Raw genomic sequence first — 18,284 nt, 5'->3', positions numbered from 1 at the left:
CTCGCTGGCCGACCACCACATACCGATCAAGGACCGCCGCATGGTTTTACCCGTGCGACCACGCACTGTACAGCAGCGCAGCCCCCGAGACGAAGAGCAGCACGTCGACCATGACGGCAAAGGCGTTTGACGAAAGCCGCAGCACCAGCGGTTTGCTGGCAAAGGTCCCGAGCATGATGCCCGCCCCCACCAACACACCCTGAAGCGCCGTTTGCATTGACAAAGCATCCTGAGCGAAAAACGTACTCACTTTGCTGATATACAGCAGCACTGACGTTGCGCCATCTGTTCCCAGAAATGCCCCGCCGCTAAGCCCGTAGGCAGTGAATGCGGGAATACTCAAGGGCCCGGTAGAAAGCACCAAGCCCGTCAAAAAGCCAATCACGACACCGCATACACCCAACTGAAACAACGACATTTGGTACTGCAATTGCCGCAGCTTGTGCCGAATAGGGATCATGCACCAAAAGAAAAACCCGAGAGTCGCGTCGATCACCCACGCAGGCAAGGCTAACAGTGTATGGGCGCCCAACGCTGCAGCGGGAATACCAGGCAAACCATAGGCAAACGTCGCCCGCCAGTCGATCTGTTTGAACCAGACCATGACGCGCGACAGATTGCCCATGATGGCTGCCATCGCCATGATCGGCATGGCGGCCTTCGGCCCATACGACTGCACCAATACCGGCAACAGCATCAGAGACGATCCCGTGCCCACCACGCCACTGAACGCACCGGCAATCAGCGCAACGACCAGCACGTAGACATAATTCTCCACGGCGGTCAGGGCTCCTCACCATAGACCATGGACTCTCCTGTGGCATAGAACTGCCCGCCCGCGATGTAGTGCAGACTACGCCATGCGGGGTCTGCAGATTCAAAATGCCAATGGCCATCCTTGAATACGCGGTCATCCGCCCAGGCACCCACAACCTCGCCGATGAACAAATCGTAGGTCTGCTGATTATGAGGCTCGGAAATAAGCTTGCATGCCATCCATGCCGAACAGCCCTGCACAAAGGGCAAATCGCCGTAGCCATCCATATGAAAGAGTTCTACGCCGCTCTCGGCCAGCTTGTCGGGATCGCTGATCAGGCTGCGATTGCCGACCTCATGAGTCAGACGCAGCTGCGGCACCGTCGGCACCTGAACCACAAATATCCCGCTTTGCTCGACCAACTGGCGCGTCTTGGTGATCTTGTCCAAGACCACAGTCAGCTTGGGCGGCGCAAAATCCAATGCGCATGCCCAGCCTACCGCCATGACGTTGCTCACCCCCTCATGGTGAGCCGAGACGAGGACCGTAGGACCATGATGAAGCAGGCGCGAGGCTTTTGCTAACGGCACCGGTGAAATATGACTGGTCATCGCGAGACTCCTGCTGATTAATTCCTGGACAGCATCTTAGTCGAGACGCCGCCATTCCGTAGCACTACGGAGTGTAAGACCCGGATTCCAGTGCCATAATGCTGTGCACTATGCCCCGATCTCTCATGCGGCCGATCCTGATATGGCTGCTGCTCCTCATTTTCGGCGTCGTCGGCATTGGTTTGCAAGACTACGCCAGCCAGCGCGATCGGTTCGTCCAGGATACGAGCATCGTGCACCGCATGCTCAGCCAAAAGGCCGTGCAACACGAAGCCGTGCTCGCGACCTTGGCAGCGCTATCGCATCCTCCCGCTCCTGAGCGTCTGTTTCCCAGCCTACAGCCGGCATTGCCACAACTAGAGGCCATCGGCCTGGATGACGGCACATGGCATGGCAGTTCCCCGTCACCTATGGGGATGTCGGATGCCTTGGCACAGGCCCGCCAAGTCAATCGCCCTGTCGTATTACCAGCAACGGCCGCCGCATCCTATTGGCTCGTGGACCCATCGGGGTGGAGCATCCTGCTCAATGCGCAGAAATGGCTCGCGCGCGAAGACATCCCTCATACGCTCAACGCCGTCGAACTATCATTGCCCGCTGGGCAGCTCCATCTACTGGGTTCAGCGTTGCCGCAAAATCCAACGGGCTTGGTGCTACACCGCAGCAAACCACTAGGCGCGGCGAGTCAGCCGTTTACCTTGCGTACTGTCCAGGTCTTGACGCCAGTGTCCTGGCCATGGACGGCCTGGCTCACCTGGGCGTTGGCCAGCGCAGCGCTTGTTGCCGGATGGACATTGTGGCAACGCGCGCGAGCCTATGCTTTGCGCGAACGGGAGCAGTCGCGCCTGGCCGCGATCGGGCGGCTCAACACCCTGGGAGAAATGGCGGCGGGTATCGCGCATGAACTCAATCAACCGTTGACCGCCATCCTGGCACAAACCGGCGCCGCCCAGCGTTTGCTGGACGATCCCGACGAGCAGCCCCAGGTGCGTCGAGCCCTGCAGGCGACGGCCGGTCAGGCGCGTCGGGCAGCCGAGATACTCGAACGCCTGCGCGCCCTGATGGCCCATGGCGAACCCGCTCAACGCTCGGTACTGAACCCGGATGAGCTGATCGCTTCGCTGCGCTTTTTACGAGAAAGTGAACTGGCGCGAGCCGGCATACGAATCAGCTGGACTAACGACGCCCCCGACGTACGTGCGCTGGGTGATCGGGTCGCCCTGGAACAGATTCTGCACAATCTGGTGCAAAATGCCGCAGACGCGCTCGCTTCACAAACGGGGCCTCGCCTGCTGGATATTCGTGGCCGTGTACGCGAATCACGCTATGAATTCATCGTTCGTGACAACGGCCCTGGCATACCTGCCGACAAGTTACCGAGAATCTTCGAGCCGTTCTACACTACCCGAGCTCAAGGCATGGGACTAGGCCTGACACTATGCGAGACCCTGGCCGGCACGATGGATGCGCACCTGCACCTTGAGAATCACGCAGCAGGCGGAGTCTGTGCGACACTGGCACTCCCACTGTATTCTGAACGCCAGAGTGAGGACACCCCCGCCTCTCCTCAAAAACACGAGGCTCACGGTTAAGGCAGCCACGCGACTACGCCATGGACGACTATTCGAATCAATCACCGCTCGTATATATCGTGGATGATGACGAGGCCGTGCGCGATGGCCTGTCGATGCTGCTCTCGAGCGTCGGGCTGCGCAGTGAGGGGTTCGGCGACCCGCAAGCCTTTCTCGCCCAAGGCCATCAATACGCAATCGGCTGTCTGGTTCTCGATATCCGTATGCCCAGCATCAGCGGCCTGCAGGTGCTCGAACAAGTCGTCGCTCACTCTGACCTGCCGACTATCATCCTGACGGGCCATGCCAACGTCGATCTGTGCCGGCGGGCATTCAAAACCGGCGCTGTCGAATTCCTGCAAAAGCCGGTGGACGACGATGTGTTTCTGGATGCCGTACAGGCTGCCGTACGTCAACACATCGCCAGCCGCGAAAAACTCGCAGCCACGCTCGAGGCCACAGAGCGCCTGGGCACATTATCCGGCCGCGAAGAAGAAGTCCTGCGGCGTGTCGTCGAAGGTGTCAGCAATAAACAGATCGCGCGCGAACTGGGCCTGTCGCCCCGCACCGTAGAGACCTATCGAGCGAATGTCTTCACCAAGCTCGAAGCGCAATCTCTGGCGCAATTGATACGTCAGTATGCCGCTTTGCTCGCCTGAGGCTCCGTAGTGCTACGGAGACCGGAGCGTGCTCGTGCGCATACCGGTGCACAGCGTATCTCAATACACTGTCCTTGTCGTAACTACACAGACCAAGGACACCACCATGATCCGCAAAACCCTCGCCCTGCTCTGCCTCGCCGCGCTGTCCCAAGCCGCTAGCGCTGCCGTGGTCACCACGCACAAACTCGCGCTCGCAGATGCCCAGAAACTCGCCGCTGACACCGTAGCCGTCTGCCAGGCCAAAGGCTACGCCGTGAGCGCCGCAGTCGTCGATGGCAGTGGCCAATTGCAAGCCTTTGCACGCGCCGATAAAGCTGGTCCTCACACTATTGAAGCCAGCCGCGCCAAAGCCTTTACCTCTGCATCGGCCAAGCAACCCACGCTGGCCATGATGGAAAATTCCCAGAAAAACCCTGGTGCAGCCAATCTGAAAGATATCCCGGGATTCCTGTTGCTAGGCGGCGGAGTCCCGCTGAAGCAAGGTGACGAGGTCATCGGCGCCATTGGCGTGGCTGGCGCGCCCGGTGGACATCTCGATGCACAATGCGCCGACGAGGCCCTGAAAAAATAAGGCTTATCGATCAGTATGAATGGACATGGACCGCCCTCCCGGCTGCATTCCATGTCCACCTCGCCCTCGCTATATGGGGCTGATCCCTTTCCTCTGACTGGCTAGGATTTCCATCTGAGGACAAGCTGCGCAGCGACTATGTACCGCACTGTATCCGTTTCTCTACACGGATACTCAACGTTTCTCAGCCCATTCGGACGCGACACAAGGCAGATACACCCAAGGCTTTCAATGCTCCTACCAACTTTTTGAGGAGTGAAAGTCATGTCGGAGCCCATCAATATCCGCCGTCGCCGCCTGATCCAGACCACCGTGGCCGGTCTGGGCCTCATGGAACTGACCATGAGCAGTCTGGCCCAAGCCCAAACACATGCCGCCAAAGCCGGCGCAGCCGCGGGGCACCCAAGCGCGACGTTCGACGAGATCAAGCAGATCCAGGTCGGGCCGCTGAACATCGGCTACGTAGATACCGGTCCGCGAAATGGCCCCGTTGCCCTCTTGGTGCATGGCTGGCCTTACGACATTTACAGCTTTGCCGAAGTCACTCCGCGGCTCGTGGCTGCTGGCTATCGTGTCATCGTGCCCTATCTGCGCGGCTCGGGTTCGACCACGTTCCTGTCGGCGGATACGGCCCGAAATGGCCAGCAGGCCGTGTTTGCGCTGGATCTGATTGGATTACTGGACGCATTGAAAATTGAGTCCGCCGTCCTGGGTGGGTTCGACTGGGGTGCACGCACCGTCAACATCATGGCGGCGCTGTGGCCAAAGCGATTCACCGGCATGGTGTCGGTCAGCGGCTATCTGATCGGCAGCCAAACCGCCAACAAAGCTCCCCTGCCCCCCGAGGCAGAATTGGCGTGGTGGTATCAGTTCTACTTTGCCACCGAGCGCGGCCAAGCCGGCTACGATGCAAACCGTGATTCGTTCAACAAGCTCATCTGGAAACTCGCCTCGCCCCATTGGGATTTCGACGATGCGACCTTTGACCGCACGGCCCAGTCTTTCCAGAACCCTGACCATGTCGCCATCGTGATTCATAACTATCGTTGGCGCTTGGGCCTGGCTCAAGGCGAATCGCGCTACGACGATCTGGAACAACAACTCGCAAAGGGACCGGTCATCACCATCCCATCAATCACGATGGAAGGCGACGCTAACGGCGCCCCGCATCCACAGCCGGCAGCCTATGCGAAAAAATTCACCGGCAAATACCAGCATCGCAACGTCAATGGCGGCATTGGGCACAACCTGCCTCAAGAAGCGCCCAAGGAATTCGCCCAGGCGATTATCGACGTCACCCGGTTGTAAGACATCACGAGAAAGTCACCGCAGCCGTTCCGGCAGACACCCTCAACACCGTTGTCGAAGCGACTGCGGGCCATTCAAGAAAAGTACGATAAACGTCTCTGCCCAACGTGATCGAGAGCCAGGCTATAGCGCCCTATGGCAGCTCCGCCTGCAAAATCGAACCCGACGCAGACTCCGTGAACACCACGCGCTTGCCCTCGGGGCACACGGCGATATTGGTCACGGTGCTGCCGTCGATCGGACTTTTCAGATAATGCGTAATCTCGCCACGCGAGTTCAGGACAAAAACACCACCTAGACTCGCATGTGCGACCAGCAATTCGCCGCTTGGCAATGTCGCCAGTCCGTCCGGTCCGCTGGTGCCGAAAAATGTCTGGAAGGCGCCCATTTTGCTGATCGAACCGTCATCCAGAATCGGAGCCCGCCACACCTGATTGGCGCGCGTCACGGCGACGAACAACACCTTTTGTGCAGCATCCAATGCGATGCCGTTAGGACTGGGCGCATTACTGAGCAACAGGTCCAGTCGCCCGCTACGCTCGTCGTATCGATAGACTCGGCCTTGAGGGTCATGCAAACCGGTCTGACCTTGATCAGTAAAGTACAGCCGTCCCTCGCGATCAAACACCAGGTCGTTGACGCCCTTGAACGACTCGCTATTGCGGTGGCCAAGCACTGTCGTGACAGCGCCGGTCGCGGGATCGCAACGCAGAATGCCTTTGCGGTAGTCTGCCACCCACAAGCTGCCATCGTCATGCAGCGCCAGCCCATTCGGCCATCCGCCAGTTTCGGCAACGAGATGCCAGCTATCCGCACCGTCCACCCGGAATATGCGGCCATGAGGAATATCGGTCACATATAGCGCTCCCGTCTTGTCAAAGACAGGCCCCTCCAGAAAGCAGTCGACAATATGTCCCGCCTTGTTGGCGTCCGCCCACGCACTACGGCGCTGCAAACGCAGCTCCTGCGGCACAGAGGCGATGACTTCAGCCTCGATGACGACCGGCGGCGAAAAAGAAAGATTCCACATGGCCAGTTCCTCACTCGGGCTTGATACCGACACGCCGTCCGACATCGGTCCAGAAAGTCACTTGCTGCTGAACATATTCGCCGAACGGTTTCAGTGCCACTGAGCGGTGTCTAGCCCCTTGGCGAGCCATCAACTGCTGCATCTCTGCATCGCCCATTACCTCATTGACCAGGCTGTTCATTTTCTCAACAATCGGCTCGGGCGTGCCCTTTGGAGCTGCCAATCCAAACCAATTGATGACCTGATACGACGGCAGTCCCGCTTGCGCGAATGTCGGGACATCAGGCAAAGACTCCAGACGCTGATCCCCACTGACGGCCAGCGCTCGCACACGCGAGCCTTGCACAGGTGGGATGGCCGTCGGCGCAGCCGTCACCAATAGATCAATCTGGCCTGCCATCACATCAGCCAAGGCCGCGCCAGCACCACGGTAAGGGATATGGGACATCTTGACCTTGGCCTCGGAGGCGAACATCTCCGCAGCAAGATGCGTAGAACTCGCGGGCCCACCTGATCCGAAATTCAGAGCGCCTGGATTTTTCTTGGCATACTCGATCAGATCTGCCAGGGTTTTGAACGGCGACTTTTCCGGAACGACTAATACCAGGGGAGTTTCGATTATCTCGGCTACGTGGATCAGATCGTGTTCGTAATCCCACGGCAACTTGGCGAACGACAATGGCAACATGGCATATGTCGTATCAGTCACCAAAAAAGAACTGCCGTCCGGCTTTGAACGAACCACATCCTGAGTCGCAATGGTCCCGGAGGCACCGGACTTGTTTTCGACGATAAAAGTCTTTCCCGTCGCCTCGGATAGTTTCTGCGCGACTTGTCTGGCGGCATAGTCGGTGGTGCCTCCAGGGGCATACGGCACGACCAGCCGAACCGGTGTCGATGGCCAACTCTCGGCGCTATCGGCCGCGTTGACTTGACTGCATAGCAGGCCAAGCGACAACACAAACAATCCGCGAGACAATGCCCGGCGGCTGATGGTCGAAGTTTTCAAGCGATAGTTCATTTCCTGTCTCTTTATTCAACGCTTGGGCGAGCGCTTTTGTGAAAGGCCCACGGACTCACTACGGATGGCATCCTTGAGTGATATTCCTGGCCTGCAAACTTTGAATCTCTTCGTCGGAATAGCCGGCTTCGCGCAATAGCGCATCGGTATGCTCTCCGATCTCGGGCGGTTGCGTGCGTAGCGGCGGCTGTACACCGTTGAAGGCTACCGGCGTCAACGGCACGTGCGAAGGCTTTCCTCCGGGCAATGTGATCGGGGCCAGCCCGCCGGTCGCCAGCAGATGGGGGTCATCAAACAATTGTTCCGGACGAGTGATCGGCGCGTACGGCAACCCCTCTTTTTCGAATACCGCAGCCAATTCCGCCGCAGACGTATCTGCGAGATGAGCCCGCAGCTTAGGCATCAGCCAATCCCGAGCCTGGACGCGATCATTGTTTGTTTTCAGCCGCGGATCTGCAAACCATTCGGACAGGCCAAAGGCCCGGCAGAAAATTTCCCATTGCTTGTCGCTGACCACAGCGAGAAAAATCTGTTCGCCGTCTTTGACGGTAAATACGTCGTAGATTGCCCACGCAGAAATGCGGCTAGGCATGGGAGCGGCCGCACGTCCGGTCATGGCGTACTGCATCATGTGCTGTCCGACGAGAAAGACGTTGTTTTCGAATAGCGAGGTCTGCACTTCCATACCCTCGCCAGTGATTGCACGCTGAGCCAGCGCCGCCATGGCCCCCATCGCACCAAACATGCCGCCCATGATGTCGTTGACGCTCGTGCCGGCGCGCAAGGGGTCGCCCGCACGTCCTGTCATATAGGCCAACCCGCCCATCATCTGCACGACCTCGTCCAATGCGGTGCGATGCTCATAAGGGCCAGGCAAAAACCCTTTATGACTGACGTAAATGATTTTTGGATTTCGAGCCTTCAACGCGGCATATCCCAAACCGAGTTTGTCCATGACACCCGATTTGAAGTTCTCGCTGACAATGTCCGCGGAATCGATCAAACGCAATGCTGCCTCTTTGCCTTCTGGTTGCTTAAGGTCCAGCACAATGCTTTTCTTGTTCCGATTGAACATCGGAAAAAAACCTGCACCCGATCCCAATAGCCTGCGCGTGGAGTCGCCCCCCAGTGGCTCGACCTTGATCACCTCGGCTCCCAGGTCCGCCAGCAGCATGCCGCAGGTGGGCCCCATGACCATATGGGTGAATTCAATGACGCGGATGCCTTCGTACGGAAGGCGGGACGCGGTGTTGTTAGACATGGGTGTGCTACCTATGTTGAGAAAAAGGGCCTGACAATCGCCGCTGATACTAGGCGTGTTGAGTAAAGCCTTTCGGCAGGCCGGCATCTGGCGTCATGCCATACAACGCTTCGCCCGGTAGCCCTGCAGCGAGCGGCGCGCGTGCCGCGACGAGCGTCTCGATATCGATGCCCGTGGAGACACCCATCGCTTCGAACATAAAGACCAGGTCTTCGGTCACCACATTGCCAGAGGCGCCCGGCGCATAAGGGCAACCGCCTAATCCGCCCAACGAGCTATCGAACGTACGCACGCCCTCGTCCCATGCGGCAAGACAGTTCGCCAACCCCAGTCCCCGCGTGTTGTGCATGTGTGCAGCGCCAGCGTGCTCGCCCAGCTCCTGCCGCAATCGCCGAAACAACCGTCGTACCTGAACTGGATTCGCATAACCTACAGTGTCCGACAGACCCGACTCATCCGCCCCCGCCTGTACACACATGACCGCCAGTTTGATGACATCATCCTCTGGCACTTCGCCCTGCAATGTGCATCCGAACGCGGTAGATATGCCGGCCTCGAGTTTGACGGACGGCGCGAGCTCGTCACGCAACCGCGCGATCGCTTGCACCTCCTGCACCATTTCCTGCGGTGTCTTGCGCACATTCGCGAGCGAGTGAGCATGGCTCGCCGATACGGGCATGGTCAGCTTGTGTACACCCGCCTCCAATGCGGCTTGTGCACCACGCAGGTTCGGCACCAATGCCATGATGGTGACACCCGGGTGCGCCGTGGTCGCGTATTTCACTACCTCGGCTGCATCCGCCATTTGAGGCAGCAAGCGGGCAGGCACAAACGAAGCTACCTCGATCTCCCGGATGCCAGCCGCCACCAGTGCGTCAAGCCACTTGAACTTGTCTGCCGTTGGCATGGTGGCCTTTACCGACTGCAATCCGTCACGCGGGCCGACTTCGCTAATCAAAACCTCGGGCTGAAGAGGGGTCAGACTCGGCATATAGGTGTCTCTTGTAAAATTCTAAAAGATAGAACATCATTCTCTTGTACGAAATTAAAGTACAAGCCCATTCTCGTGTCAACCCGAAATGCCCCTGGATTTCTACGGCAAATCGGCAACAGCACGCCATGGGTGAGAGAACGGAGCGCGCCGACCGTTCTATAAGATAGAATTTCTAGACTTTTGAATAGGCAGAACACGAAATGCCCCGTAAAGCTGTGACGGAATCCATCGCCGACGCCGATGCAGCCCAAGGCGGTGTCGCTGCGGTTGATCGCGCGCTAAGCCTGATGTCGGTGTTCACCAGTAATGACCATGCGTTATCGCTGCGTGAGCTCGCAGAGCGGACCAGACTGTACAAAAGCACTGTCTTGAGGCTGTTGGCATCGCTGGAACATGCGCGTTGGATTCAACGCCTCGAAGACGGACGGTACGCCCTCGGACCCGAGGTCGCGAGATTGCACGGTGTCTACTCGGCATCGTTCTCACTGGAGCGTGTTGTCATCCCGGTGCTGCGCGAGTTAGTCGCCACCACGGGGGAAAGCGCCGCCTACCACGTGCGTCAGGGCGATGCACGGTTATGCCTGTATCGCGTCGACTCCCCCCATCCTGTGCGAGACCATATTCGCGCAGGGGACTTGCTGCCTCTGGATCGAGGCAGTGGCGGCCGCATCCTGACGGCCTTCGACGACATTCTAGGCTCCGCCCCTGGCCCCGATCAGGAGCTGTACCGAAAAATCCGCAGCGATGGCTATTTTGCGGCGATAGGCGATCGCCTCTCCGAGGTCGCGGGCATATCGGCGCCTGTGTTTTCAGCAGCAGGCGCGATCGCTGCCGCAGTGACGTTGACAGTCCCTGTCCATCGATACAACCCCAGCCATGTGACAGTTGTACGACGCGCAGCCAGCCAATTATCGAGCCGAGTTGGCTGATAGGCTTGAAAAAGACAGAGTCCCCGTTCAAGATACAGGATCAGCAGTAAACGTTTCGGGTTGCCATGCAACTCGTCAAAACCGTTGTCCCTAGCCAGCCACGGGAAGCAGACATGACTCAAACCGTTCCTGCGTCACCAGAAGTCCGGCCCCTCCAGATCGACGACATTACCGTCATCGACGATAGCAAGCTTAAAAAGGCTGTCACGGCCGCTGCTCTGGGCAATGCCATGGAGTGGTTCGATTTTGGCGTCTATGGTTTTGTTGCGTTTGCGCTAGGTAAAGTATTTTTTCCTGACGCGTCGCCCGCTGTGCAGACCATTGCCGCGCTTGGCACGTTTTCCGTGCCATTTCTGGTGCGGCCTTTAGGCGGCGTTTTCTTCGGCGTGATGGGTGACAGGTTCGGGCGGCAAAAAGTGCTCTCGCTCACCATCATCATCATGGCTATCAGTACATTCTGCATTGGCCTGATCCCATCCTACGCCAGCATAGGCCTGTGGGCACCTATCCTGCTGCTGTTGTGCAAACTGGCTCAGGGCTTTTCAGTTGGTGGCGAATACACAGGTGCTGCCGTCTTTGTGGCCGAATATGCGCCGGACCGGCGGCGCGGATTCCTAGGCAGTTGGCTGGACTTCGGCTCGATTGCCGGCTTCGTACTAGGTGCCGGCCTTGTTGTGCTGCTGCAGACGATACTGGGCGACGAGACGTTCCTGGCATGGGGTTGGCGCGTGCCTTTCTTCATCGCGGGCCCGCTGGGGCTGCTTGGTCTGTATCTGCGTCACGCTGCAGAAGAAACGCCCGCGTTTACCCAACAACTGGAGAAAATGGAGCAAGAGGATCGCGAGGCGGTAAAAGAGAAGCCAACCATCTCTTTTCGCGAAATCTTTTCCAAGTACCGCAAGGCACTGCTGGTTTGCGTCGGCATGGTTTTGGTCACCAACATCACCTATTACATGCTGTTGACCTATATGCCCACCTATTTGTCCAGCAGCCTGGGTTACTCCGAAGACCATGGCGTGCTGATCATCGTCGTAGTCATGATCGGGATGCTGTTCGTGCAGCCCGTCGTGGGATTTTTCAGCGACAAAATAGGCCGAAAGCCGTTTCTGCTCGCTGGCAGTTTGGGCTTGTTCGTGATTGCACTGCCGGCTTTCCATCTCATTGGCAGCGACAATATCGGCCTGATTTTCCTTGGCCTGTTGTTGATCGCGATATTCCTCAATTGCCTGATCGGCGTGATGGCATCAACCTTGCCAGCCCTCTTTCCGACACGCATCCGTTACAGCGCACTGGCCAGCTCGTTCAACATCGCAATCATCATTGCGGGTCTAACCCCGACCGTCGCAGCATGGCTGGTCGAAGGAACCGGCAACCTGATGGTGCCTGCAATTTACCTGATGGCCGCCTCGGTGATCGGTTTGATTACCTCTCTCTATCTGCCAGAGACCGCCAATCGGCCATTGCGTGGCGATACGCCAAACGCATCCAGCCGCCGCGAAGCCAAAATCCTGTTGCAACAGGCCTACGATCATATCGAGCAAACCGTGCAGGACGTCGATGCCGAGATCGAAGCGCTGGAGCAGCAACTCGAAAACTTGAAAGCCCGCCGCCAACGGCTGACAGATCGACATCCCGATCTGGAGTAAAGCAACGCCGGGGCTCGAACGTCTAGAAAGGCTGTCAGATGCGCGCTCATGTGCGCCGCGTCTGCAGCAGCCGGCGAGTGGGAGTATCATCAAGGGGAAGGAGAAGGCATCCCGCCGATGGCTGCGACTATGCTCGCCCAGCCGCAGCCTCAGAAAAACAACTCAGTAAACGCAATGAATCGAGCAGCACCGACATGGCTAATGCCCATCGTGGCAATTTTCACGCTACAAACCATCTCGGCGTTTCTGAATCGGCTCATTCCCATCCTGGCCCCAGCGATGTCAGAGGATTTTGGCTGGAGCGGCAGCACGATCGGTTATCTGACTGCCAGCAATTCCCTTGGTGGCCTGATGATCCTGGTGGCAGGCTCCGCCATGCTCAAGCAAATCGGCGGCATGCGTACGCTGCAATTGACATTGCTGATCGGGGCCGCCTGTATGGCATGGCTATTGATCCCTAGTCTTGCCATTGCGCTGATAGCATGCCTGTTCATGGGATTGAGCGGCGGTGCGGCCAATCCTGCAGGCAGCGAAGTCCTGCAGAAGTATTCTCCGCCCGGCAAACGCAACCTGATGTTCTCCATCAAACAGGCTGGCGTTCCTCTGGGCGGCGTAATCGCGGGCCTGCTCGTACCACTACTGGTCGTGCTGACAGGCTGGCGCATTGCTCTCTTCTTTTGCGCCCTCATCGTACTGCTGCCGACCATGATGACCTGGCGTTTGAGCGCCAGCTTGGACGAGACACCAGACAAGAAGGATCACTTTTTTCATTTCCCGACGTTGGAGTCCCTACGCACACTCACCGTGCCGCTGGCCTCGTTACGGCACAACAGCGGCCTGATGAAAATATCCGTTGTGGGCAGCCTGTTTGCCATTGCTCAGAGCTGTTGGTTCACGTTCACCGTCATTTATCTCGTGGACCAGCTCGGCTATCCGCTAGCCTTGGCTGGTATGGTCTTTGCCGTCATGCAGGCAGGCGGCGTCATCGGCCGCATCGTACTGGGCTGGCTGTCGGATTATTTGCGCTCGGCCAATATTACCTTGACGATCGCTGCGGTTTTTTCCGCAGTGACCACTGCACTACTGGGATTGACCAGTGCCGCCTGGCCGCTCTGGTCTGTGATTACTCTGGCGTTTGTCGCAGGCTGCTCGGCAGCCAGTTGGAATGGCGTACAAATCGCCGAAGTCGCACGGCGCTCGCCACCACAGATGATCTCGGAAACGTCAGCCGGCTCCAGCATTCTGGTGAACTTGATGAACATGGTGGCGCCTACACTGTTTGCAGCATTTGTCGCAGTCAGCGGGCGCTATGACTATGCGTTCATTTTTGCTGGCGCATGCTCGTTGCTGGTGTTGGTCTGCTTGCCCCGTGATCAACGTGGCGGTCCAGGGAAAACCGGCAAGTAAAACAGCTCTGCGTTTGACACACCTCCAGGTTTAGCCATACATTCTGCGCTGCTCACAGGGCTCGCGACTCCCGTGAACACATGACAATTTCCCGTTCTATGGTGACGGTGTCATGCTTAATACCTGCTTGGTGATTCTGAATACCATGCGCATTTTGCTAGTTGAAGATGAAGTCGACATGGCCCTCTGGCTGCGTCGCGCACTTGCACAGAGTGGTTTTGTTTCCGATCATGCCGCCGATGCCCGCAATGCCGAAGGGTATATGGTGGGCAGCGAATACGACGCTGTCGTTCTGGACTTACGTTTACCTGACAAACATGGACTGAACGTGCTGCGCGACATGCGCGAGCGCGATGACCGTACACCGGTGTTGGTGCTGACCGCGCAAGGGTCGTTGCAAGATCGCGTGCGCGGTTTGAACATGGGCGCTGACGATTTCCTGACAAAGCCCTTTGCCCTCGAGGAGCTGGAAGCCCGCTTGACCGCGCTGGTACGGCGCAGCCGGGGCCGCGATCACCCGAGGCTGCAGTGCGGTTCGCTCAGCTATGACAGCGCAAGCCATCTCTTTACGCTGGATGGTTCAATGCTGATGCTCACACCGCGTGAGCACGCTACCCTCGCCGCGCTCTTGATCCGCGTCGGATATCCGGTCGAGAAAAATCAGTTATTCGAGAAAGTCTTTTCTCACGACAGCGACGCCAGCCCTGATGCCATCGAAGTGATTCTGCACCGTCTGCGCAAGAAGCTGGCCGGCAGCGATGTGTGCATCGTCACCGTGCGTGGTCTGGGGTACATGCTGTCCGCCGTCAAATCAGCAGACAACTGATCGACCGCTACCGGCCGGCCTGACCCTGCAGTCTCGTCAGGGAATACCCTGGAATTCAGGAAACCGACAGCGCACAGAAAGCGGATCAACAGCTTACCTCCGTAATCTGTGCGCCGAACCGTCATTAAAACCCAAGCTGCGTTCGTTTCGATCGCAGCGTCGAGGCCAATACGACGCGGTTTTCTGGAGGATAGAAGTGCAGAAGGCAATAAATAGAAAGGACTATTACGGCGGCGCCTTGATGGTGCTAGTCGGATTAGGAGCGATATACGCTGGCACCGATTACCACGTCGGGTCACTCAGCCATATGGGACCGGGATTTTTCCCCGCTGCCTTGGGCGGCTTGCTGACCATCACGGGCCTGCTCATCGCGCTTTCGGCGCGCTCAGGTCAACCCGCTGAGAGTGTGCCTGGCGAAGGGCATGGACACGGGCTGCCGGATCTGCGCGGCGGCATCTGCATCGTGCTCGGCGTCTTGGCATTTTTGCTATTAGGGGAATACGGCGGCCTGCTGCCCGCCACATTTGCCATCGTATTCATCTCGGCTCTCGGCGATCGAAAAAATACCGTCAAGCAAGCTCTCATGCTGTCGGTACTAATGTCATTGATCGCGATTGCTGTGTTCTGGTGGGCGCTGCAACTGCAGCTTCCTCTCTTTCGTTGGGTTTGATCCACCATGATTTCACAATCTTTGATGGACCTTTGGTACGGCTTTGGCGTTGCCTTTCAGTGGCATAACCTCGCTTGGTCGTTCTTTGGCGTGCTGGTGGGCAACCTCATCGGCGTATTGCCCGGGATGGGCGCTCTGTCGGCCATTTCGATCCTGCTGCCGCTGACCTATGTCATGTCGCCGGTGCCTGCCATTCTCATGTTGGCAGGGATTTTCTATGGTTCGCAGTATGGCGGCGCGATCGGCGCGATTCTACTGAATCTACCATCGCATCCGCCTCACGCGGTGACCTGCCTGGATGGCTATCCTCTGACTAAGCAGGGCAAAGGAGGAACAGCCCTGGGCATCACGATGATCTGTTCGTTCTTTGCCGCATCGGTGGGCATTATCGTCATGATCTTTGCCTCGCCGCTGCTGGTTGAGATCGCGTTCAAATTCGGGCCGACCGAGATCTTTTCGATCATGCTGCTCGGTTTGCTGGCCGGTGCTACCATGTCCCGCGGCTCGGCGCTCAAGGGTGTAGCGATGACGCTCTTTGGTTTGCTGTGCGGCGTGGTCGGAACGGACGTGAATACCGGGACTATCCGTCTTTCTTTTGGGTTGCTCGATCTGTCCGATGGTCTGGAGTTGGTCGCAATCTCGATGGGCTTGTTTGGCGTCGCCGACTTTCTCATGAGTGTCAATCGCATGAGCATCATCGGCAGTGGCGCCAAGCTGAAACTGCGCGATATGCGGCCGTCAAAAGCGGAAATGAAGACGGCATTCATGCCCATGGTTCGTGGCACGCTGGTCGGAACACTGTTTGGCGCCATGCCCGGCACAGGCCCGACTATCACGACGTTCATCTCATATGCGTTGGAGCGAAAACTCTCCAAAACACCGGAGAAATTCGGGACTGGCATGATCGCGGGTGTCGCCTCGCCCGAAGCCTCGTCTCATTCCAAAACACAGGTGGACTTTATCCCGACGATGAGCCTCGGTATTCCAGGTGATGCAGTAATGGCATTGATCCTCGGTGCCTTGCTCATTCAAGGGATTCAGCCTGGCCCGCAACTCATCACCGAGCATCCAGATATTTTCTGGGGGCTGATCGCGAGCTTCTGGGTCGGCAACGTACTGCTGATGGTATTGAACGTTCCTCTCATCGGCGTGTGGGTGAAGCTTCTTCAAGTGCCGTATCGTTATCTCTTTCCATCGGCACTCTTTTTTATCGCGGTCGGGGTGTTCAGTACACAGAACAACCTATTTCAGATCTGGGAAGTCCTGGCGTTTGGCCTGATCGGCGCGCTCTTGATGACGCTGGAGTTCTCCGTTGCGCCTATTCTGCTGGGCTTTGTGCTGGGACCGATGGTCGAGGAAAACTTCCGGCGCGCGCTGTTGCTGTCCCGTGGTGATATGGCCGTATTCATCGAACACCCGATCAGTGCCTGGTTCGTCGGCGCCAGCGCGCTACTGATTTTGGTGCAGGTGTGGGCGTTCCTGCGACGAGGAAAAAAGAAAAACAAGGGTGACGCCGAGCAGCTGCAGACTGCCTAGCAGGCGTCCTCAAAAAATAGCGGATGAAGGGCCGGCGCATGAATATTGCGTCGGCCTTTTTTCTTGCCGGTCTGAGTCGACAAACCATACTGATAGACCACAACCCTTATGGTGCATCAGGAAAGCGCAGCGTAATACGCAAACCTCTTCCATTTGCGTCCGTGCCAACTTCAATATTCGCATCATGCAGCCGCGCAATTCGTTCGACCAGCGACAGACCAATGCCACTGCCATGCCCCTCTGCCTTGGGCATTCGAAAGAACCGATCGAGAATCCGCTCGCGATATTCTTTCGGCACACCTGGGCCATCATCCTGCACGGATAATTGAATATTTCCATCGGCATCCTCTCGCCGGCACATGATACGAATATTGCTGCCTTTCCCGCTATAACGCGTGGCGTTATCCAGCAGGTTACGCAACAGGATACCCAAACTATCCACGTGTCCCTGCACAAAGCAGGACTCAATATCCTCTATGAGCGTCTGGTCGCGCGTCTGCGCCCGCTGTCGATAATCTTGCACAACGGCACGTGCGACGGCGCCCAGATCGATGCGCGCGGCGGCCTCCTGCAGCCCCGTCGACTCCAGTATTGCCATGTCCAGCAATTGCTCGGAAATCCGCGCACTGCGTTGCGTAGCCTGATGTATCTGCCGGACTGAATGATGAACTTCATCAATATCCTGGCTGCGCAACGCATTATCGGCCTGCAACGACAGCACCGCTAAAGGGGTGCGCAGTTCATGTGCGGCGTCCTGCAGAAAGCGGCGCTCGTTCTCGACCGCCGCCTCGACTCGGGCCAGCTGCTGATTGAAAGATTCGACTAATGGTTTGATCTCGTCAGGAAGATCCCGGGTTGCCAAGGGATCAAGATCAAGAGGATGGCGCCGGCGTAACAGCGTCGACAACCGTAGAACCGGCCGGAAGGTGGTGTAGGTGACCGCCCACGCTACGGCTGCCAGCGGAAAAAACAGCGCGGCCATGAAAATCAACGCATTGCGCATCTTGTGATGCAATTCCTGCTTCAGGTCGTTCAACGCCTTTCCGACTTGGACTTGAATGCGGCCATCTTCATCGGAAATGGTATAAGTACGCCACTCCTCTCCGCCAGCCATACTGGTGGCGAATCCATCCCGGCGTGAAGTCGTGAAAGGCTCTGCCGGAGCATTCGGAGAACGCAGCAACAACCGGCCATTGACGAGCGAGTAAACCTGCAGCACCAGTTCTGCCTCGTTATCGTGCGATACGGCTTGAGTCGACAGTTGATAGCCTCGCGGCAATGCAATGGCTTCCAATCCCTGGGGCAGAGTCCGCAAGGCAATCTGTCCCGCACGCGCCAGACTCAGATCCCAGTCTCCCGTGCGCTCGCGCGTCTGATCACGTTGGTACCAGATGAGCAGAATCAGCCAAGCCACCATCACCGTCACGAGCATGCCGGCCAGCAAACGCCATCGTAACGATCGATGCGAAGGGGTACGGATCATG

17 protein-coding genes are annotated in these 18,284 nt (G+C 57.7%); 10 read left to right on the top strand and 7 right to left on the bottom strand.

The genetic code is table 11. From position 1 onward, the window contains the following. Positions 1–46: 46 nt before the first annotated feature. Positions 47–778: a sulfite exporter TauE/SafE family protein gene (locus ACNA0J_RS01010; protein WP_415815519.1), complete on the bottom strand. Its 732-nt coding sequence runs from the start codon at positions 776–778 to the stop codon at positions 47–49. 5 nt (positions 779–783) lie between these two features. Beyond that, complete coding sequence (locus tag ACNA0J_RS01005) at positions 784–1,368, bottom strand: flavin reductase family protein (RefSeq protein WP_415815517.1); 585 nt, start codon at positions 1,366–1,368, stop codon at positions 784–786. A 110-nt stretch (positions 1,369–1,478) separates the two neighbouring features. Here ACNA0J_RS01005 and ACNA0J_RS01000 point away from each other — a divergent pair, with 110 nt between their 5' ends. The 4 genes from ACNA0J_RS01000 to ACNA0J_RS00985 all read left to right on the top strand — a co-directional run bounded on the left by ACNA0J_RS01000 (position 1,479) and on the right by ACNA0J_RS00985 (position 5,480). Then, entirely contained in the window at positions 1,479–2,960 is a 1,482-nt protein-coding gene (locus ACNA0J_RS01000) for a sensor histidine kinase (protein WP_415815515.1), read from the top strand. Between the two features lie 20 nt (positions 2,961–2,980). Continuing rightward, positions 2,981–3,598 carry a response regulator transcription factor gene (locus tag ACNA0J_RS00995; RefSeq protein WP_094819565.1) on the top strand — a complete coding sequence of 206 codons (618 nt, stop codon included), beginning with the start codon at positions 2,981–2,983 and terminating at the stop codon, positions 3,596–3,598. 106 nt (positions 3,599–3,704) lie between these two features. Continuing rightward, entirely contained in the window at positions 3,705–4,172 is a 468-nt protein-coding gene (locus tag ACNA0J_RS00990; RefSeq protein ID WP_415815512.1) for a GlcG/HbpS family heme-binding protein, read from the top strand. A gap of 264 nt (positions 4,173–4,436) precedes the next feature. Next, positions 4,437–5,480, top strand: coding sequence for an alpha/beta fold hydrolase (locus ACNA0J_RS00985; protein ID WP_415815510.1), 1,044 nt, complete (start codon positions 4,437–4,439; stop codon positions 5,478–5,480). A 133-nt stretch (positions 5,481–5,613) separates the two neighbouring features. On the opposite strand, the gene ACNA0J_RS00980 is transcribed toward ACNA0J_RS00985, so the two are convergent. From ACNA0J_RS00980 to ACNA0J_RS00965, 4 genes are read right to left on the bottom strand one after another with little or no spacing between them, the layout of a single operon-like run. Continuing rightward, positions 5,614–6,510, bottom strand: coding sequence for an SMP-30/gluconolactonase/LRE family protein (locus tag ACNA0J_RS00980; protein WP_415815508.1), 897 nt, complete (start codon positions 6,508–6,510; stop codon positions 5,614–5,616). Between the two features lie 10 nt (positions 6,511–6,520). Next, on the bottom strand, positions 6,521–7,531 hold the full coding sequence (locus tag ACNA0J_RS00975) for a Bug family tripartite tricarboxylate transporter substrate binding protein (RefSeq protein WP_415815506.1): 1,011 nt from the start codon (positions 7,529–7,531) through the stop codon (positions 6,521–6,523). A gap of 58 nt (positions 7,532–7,589) precedes the next feature. Beyond that, complete coding sequence (locus ACNA0J_RS00970; protein WP_415815504.1) at positions 7,590–8,792, bottom strand: CaiB/BaiF CoA transferase family protein; 1,203 nt, start codon at positions 8,790–8,792, stop codon at positions 7,590–7,592. 49 nt (positions 8,793–8,841) lie between these two features. Continuing rightward, the gene (locus ACNA0J_RS00965; protein ID WP_415815502.1) at positions 8,842–9,783 is read right to left on the bottom strand and encodes a hydroxymethylglutaryl-CoA lyase; all 942 of its coding nucleotides are present in this window, start codon (positions 9,781–9,783) and stop codon (positions 8,842–8,844) included. A 203-nt stretch (positions 9,784–9,986) separates the two neighbouring features. On the opposite strand from ACNA0J_RS00965, the gene ACNA0J_RS00960 reads away from it, so the two are divergent. From ACNA0J_RS00960 to ACNA0J_RS00935, 6 genes are all read left to right on the top strand, one after another. Further along, complete coding sequence (locus tag ACNA0J_RS00960) at positions 9,987–10,715, top strand: IclR family transcriptional regulator (RefSeq protein WP_415815500.1); 729 nt, start codon at positions 9,987–9,989, stop codon at positions 10,713–10,715. A 113-nt stretch (positions 10,716–10,828) separates the two neighbouring features. After that, entirely contained in the window at positions 10,829–12,361 is a 1,533-nt protein-coding gene (gene proP, locus ACNA0J_RS00955; RefSeq protein WP_415815498.1) for a glycine betaine/L-proline transporter ProP, read from the top strand. Positions 12,362–12,535: 174 nt separating this feature from the next. Then, on the top strand, positions 12,536–13,768 hold the full coding sequence (locus ACNA0J_RS00950; RefSeq protein ID WP_415815496.1) for an MFS transporter: 1,233 nt from the start codon (positions 12,536–12,538) through the stop codon (positions 13,766–13,768). A 145-nt stretch (positions 13,769–13,913) separates the two neighbouring features. After that, on the top strand, positions 13,914–14,594 hold the full coding sequence (locus ACNA0J_RS00945; protein ID WP_415816477.1) for a response regulator: 681 nt from the start codon (positions 13,914–13,916) through the stop codon (positions 14,592–14,594). A 241-nt stretch (positions 14,595–14,835) separates the two neighbouring features. After that, positions 14,836–15,264 carry a tripartite tricarboxylate transporter TctB family protein gene (locus ACNA0J_RS00940; protein ID WP_415816475.1) on the top strand — a complete coding sequence of 143 codons (429 nt, stop codon included), beginning with the start codon at positions 14,836–14,838 and terminating at the stop codon, positions 15,262–15,264. Positions 15,265–15,270: 6 nt separating this feature from the next. Continuing rightward, a complete protein-coding gene (locus ACNA0J_RS00935) occupies positions 15,271–16,800 on the top strand; it encodes a tripartite tricarboxylate transporter permease (protein ID WP_415815494.1) in 1,530 nt (509 codons plus the stop codon). A gap of 106 nt (positions 16,801–16,906) precedes the next feature. Here the strand turns inward: ACNA0J_RS00935 and ACNA0J_RS00930 are convergent, their stop codons facing one another. Beyond that, a complete protein-coding gene (locus ACNA0J_RS00930; protein ID WP_415815492.1) occupies positions 16,907–18,283 on the bottom strand; it encodes an ATP-binding protein in 1,377 nt (458 codons plus the stop codon). Position 18,284 lies beyond the last annotated feature (1 nt).

It is taken from the genome of Bordetella tumbae (assembly GCF_965139195.1).
GTDB classification, from domain to species: domain Bacteria; phylum Pseudomonadota; class Gammaproteobacteria; order Burkholderiales; family Burkholderiaceae_B; genus Bordetella_A; species Bordetella_A tumbae.
This window is presented reverse-complemented; position numbering and strand designations above follow the sequence as displayed.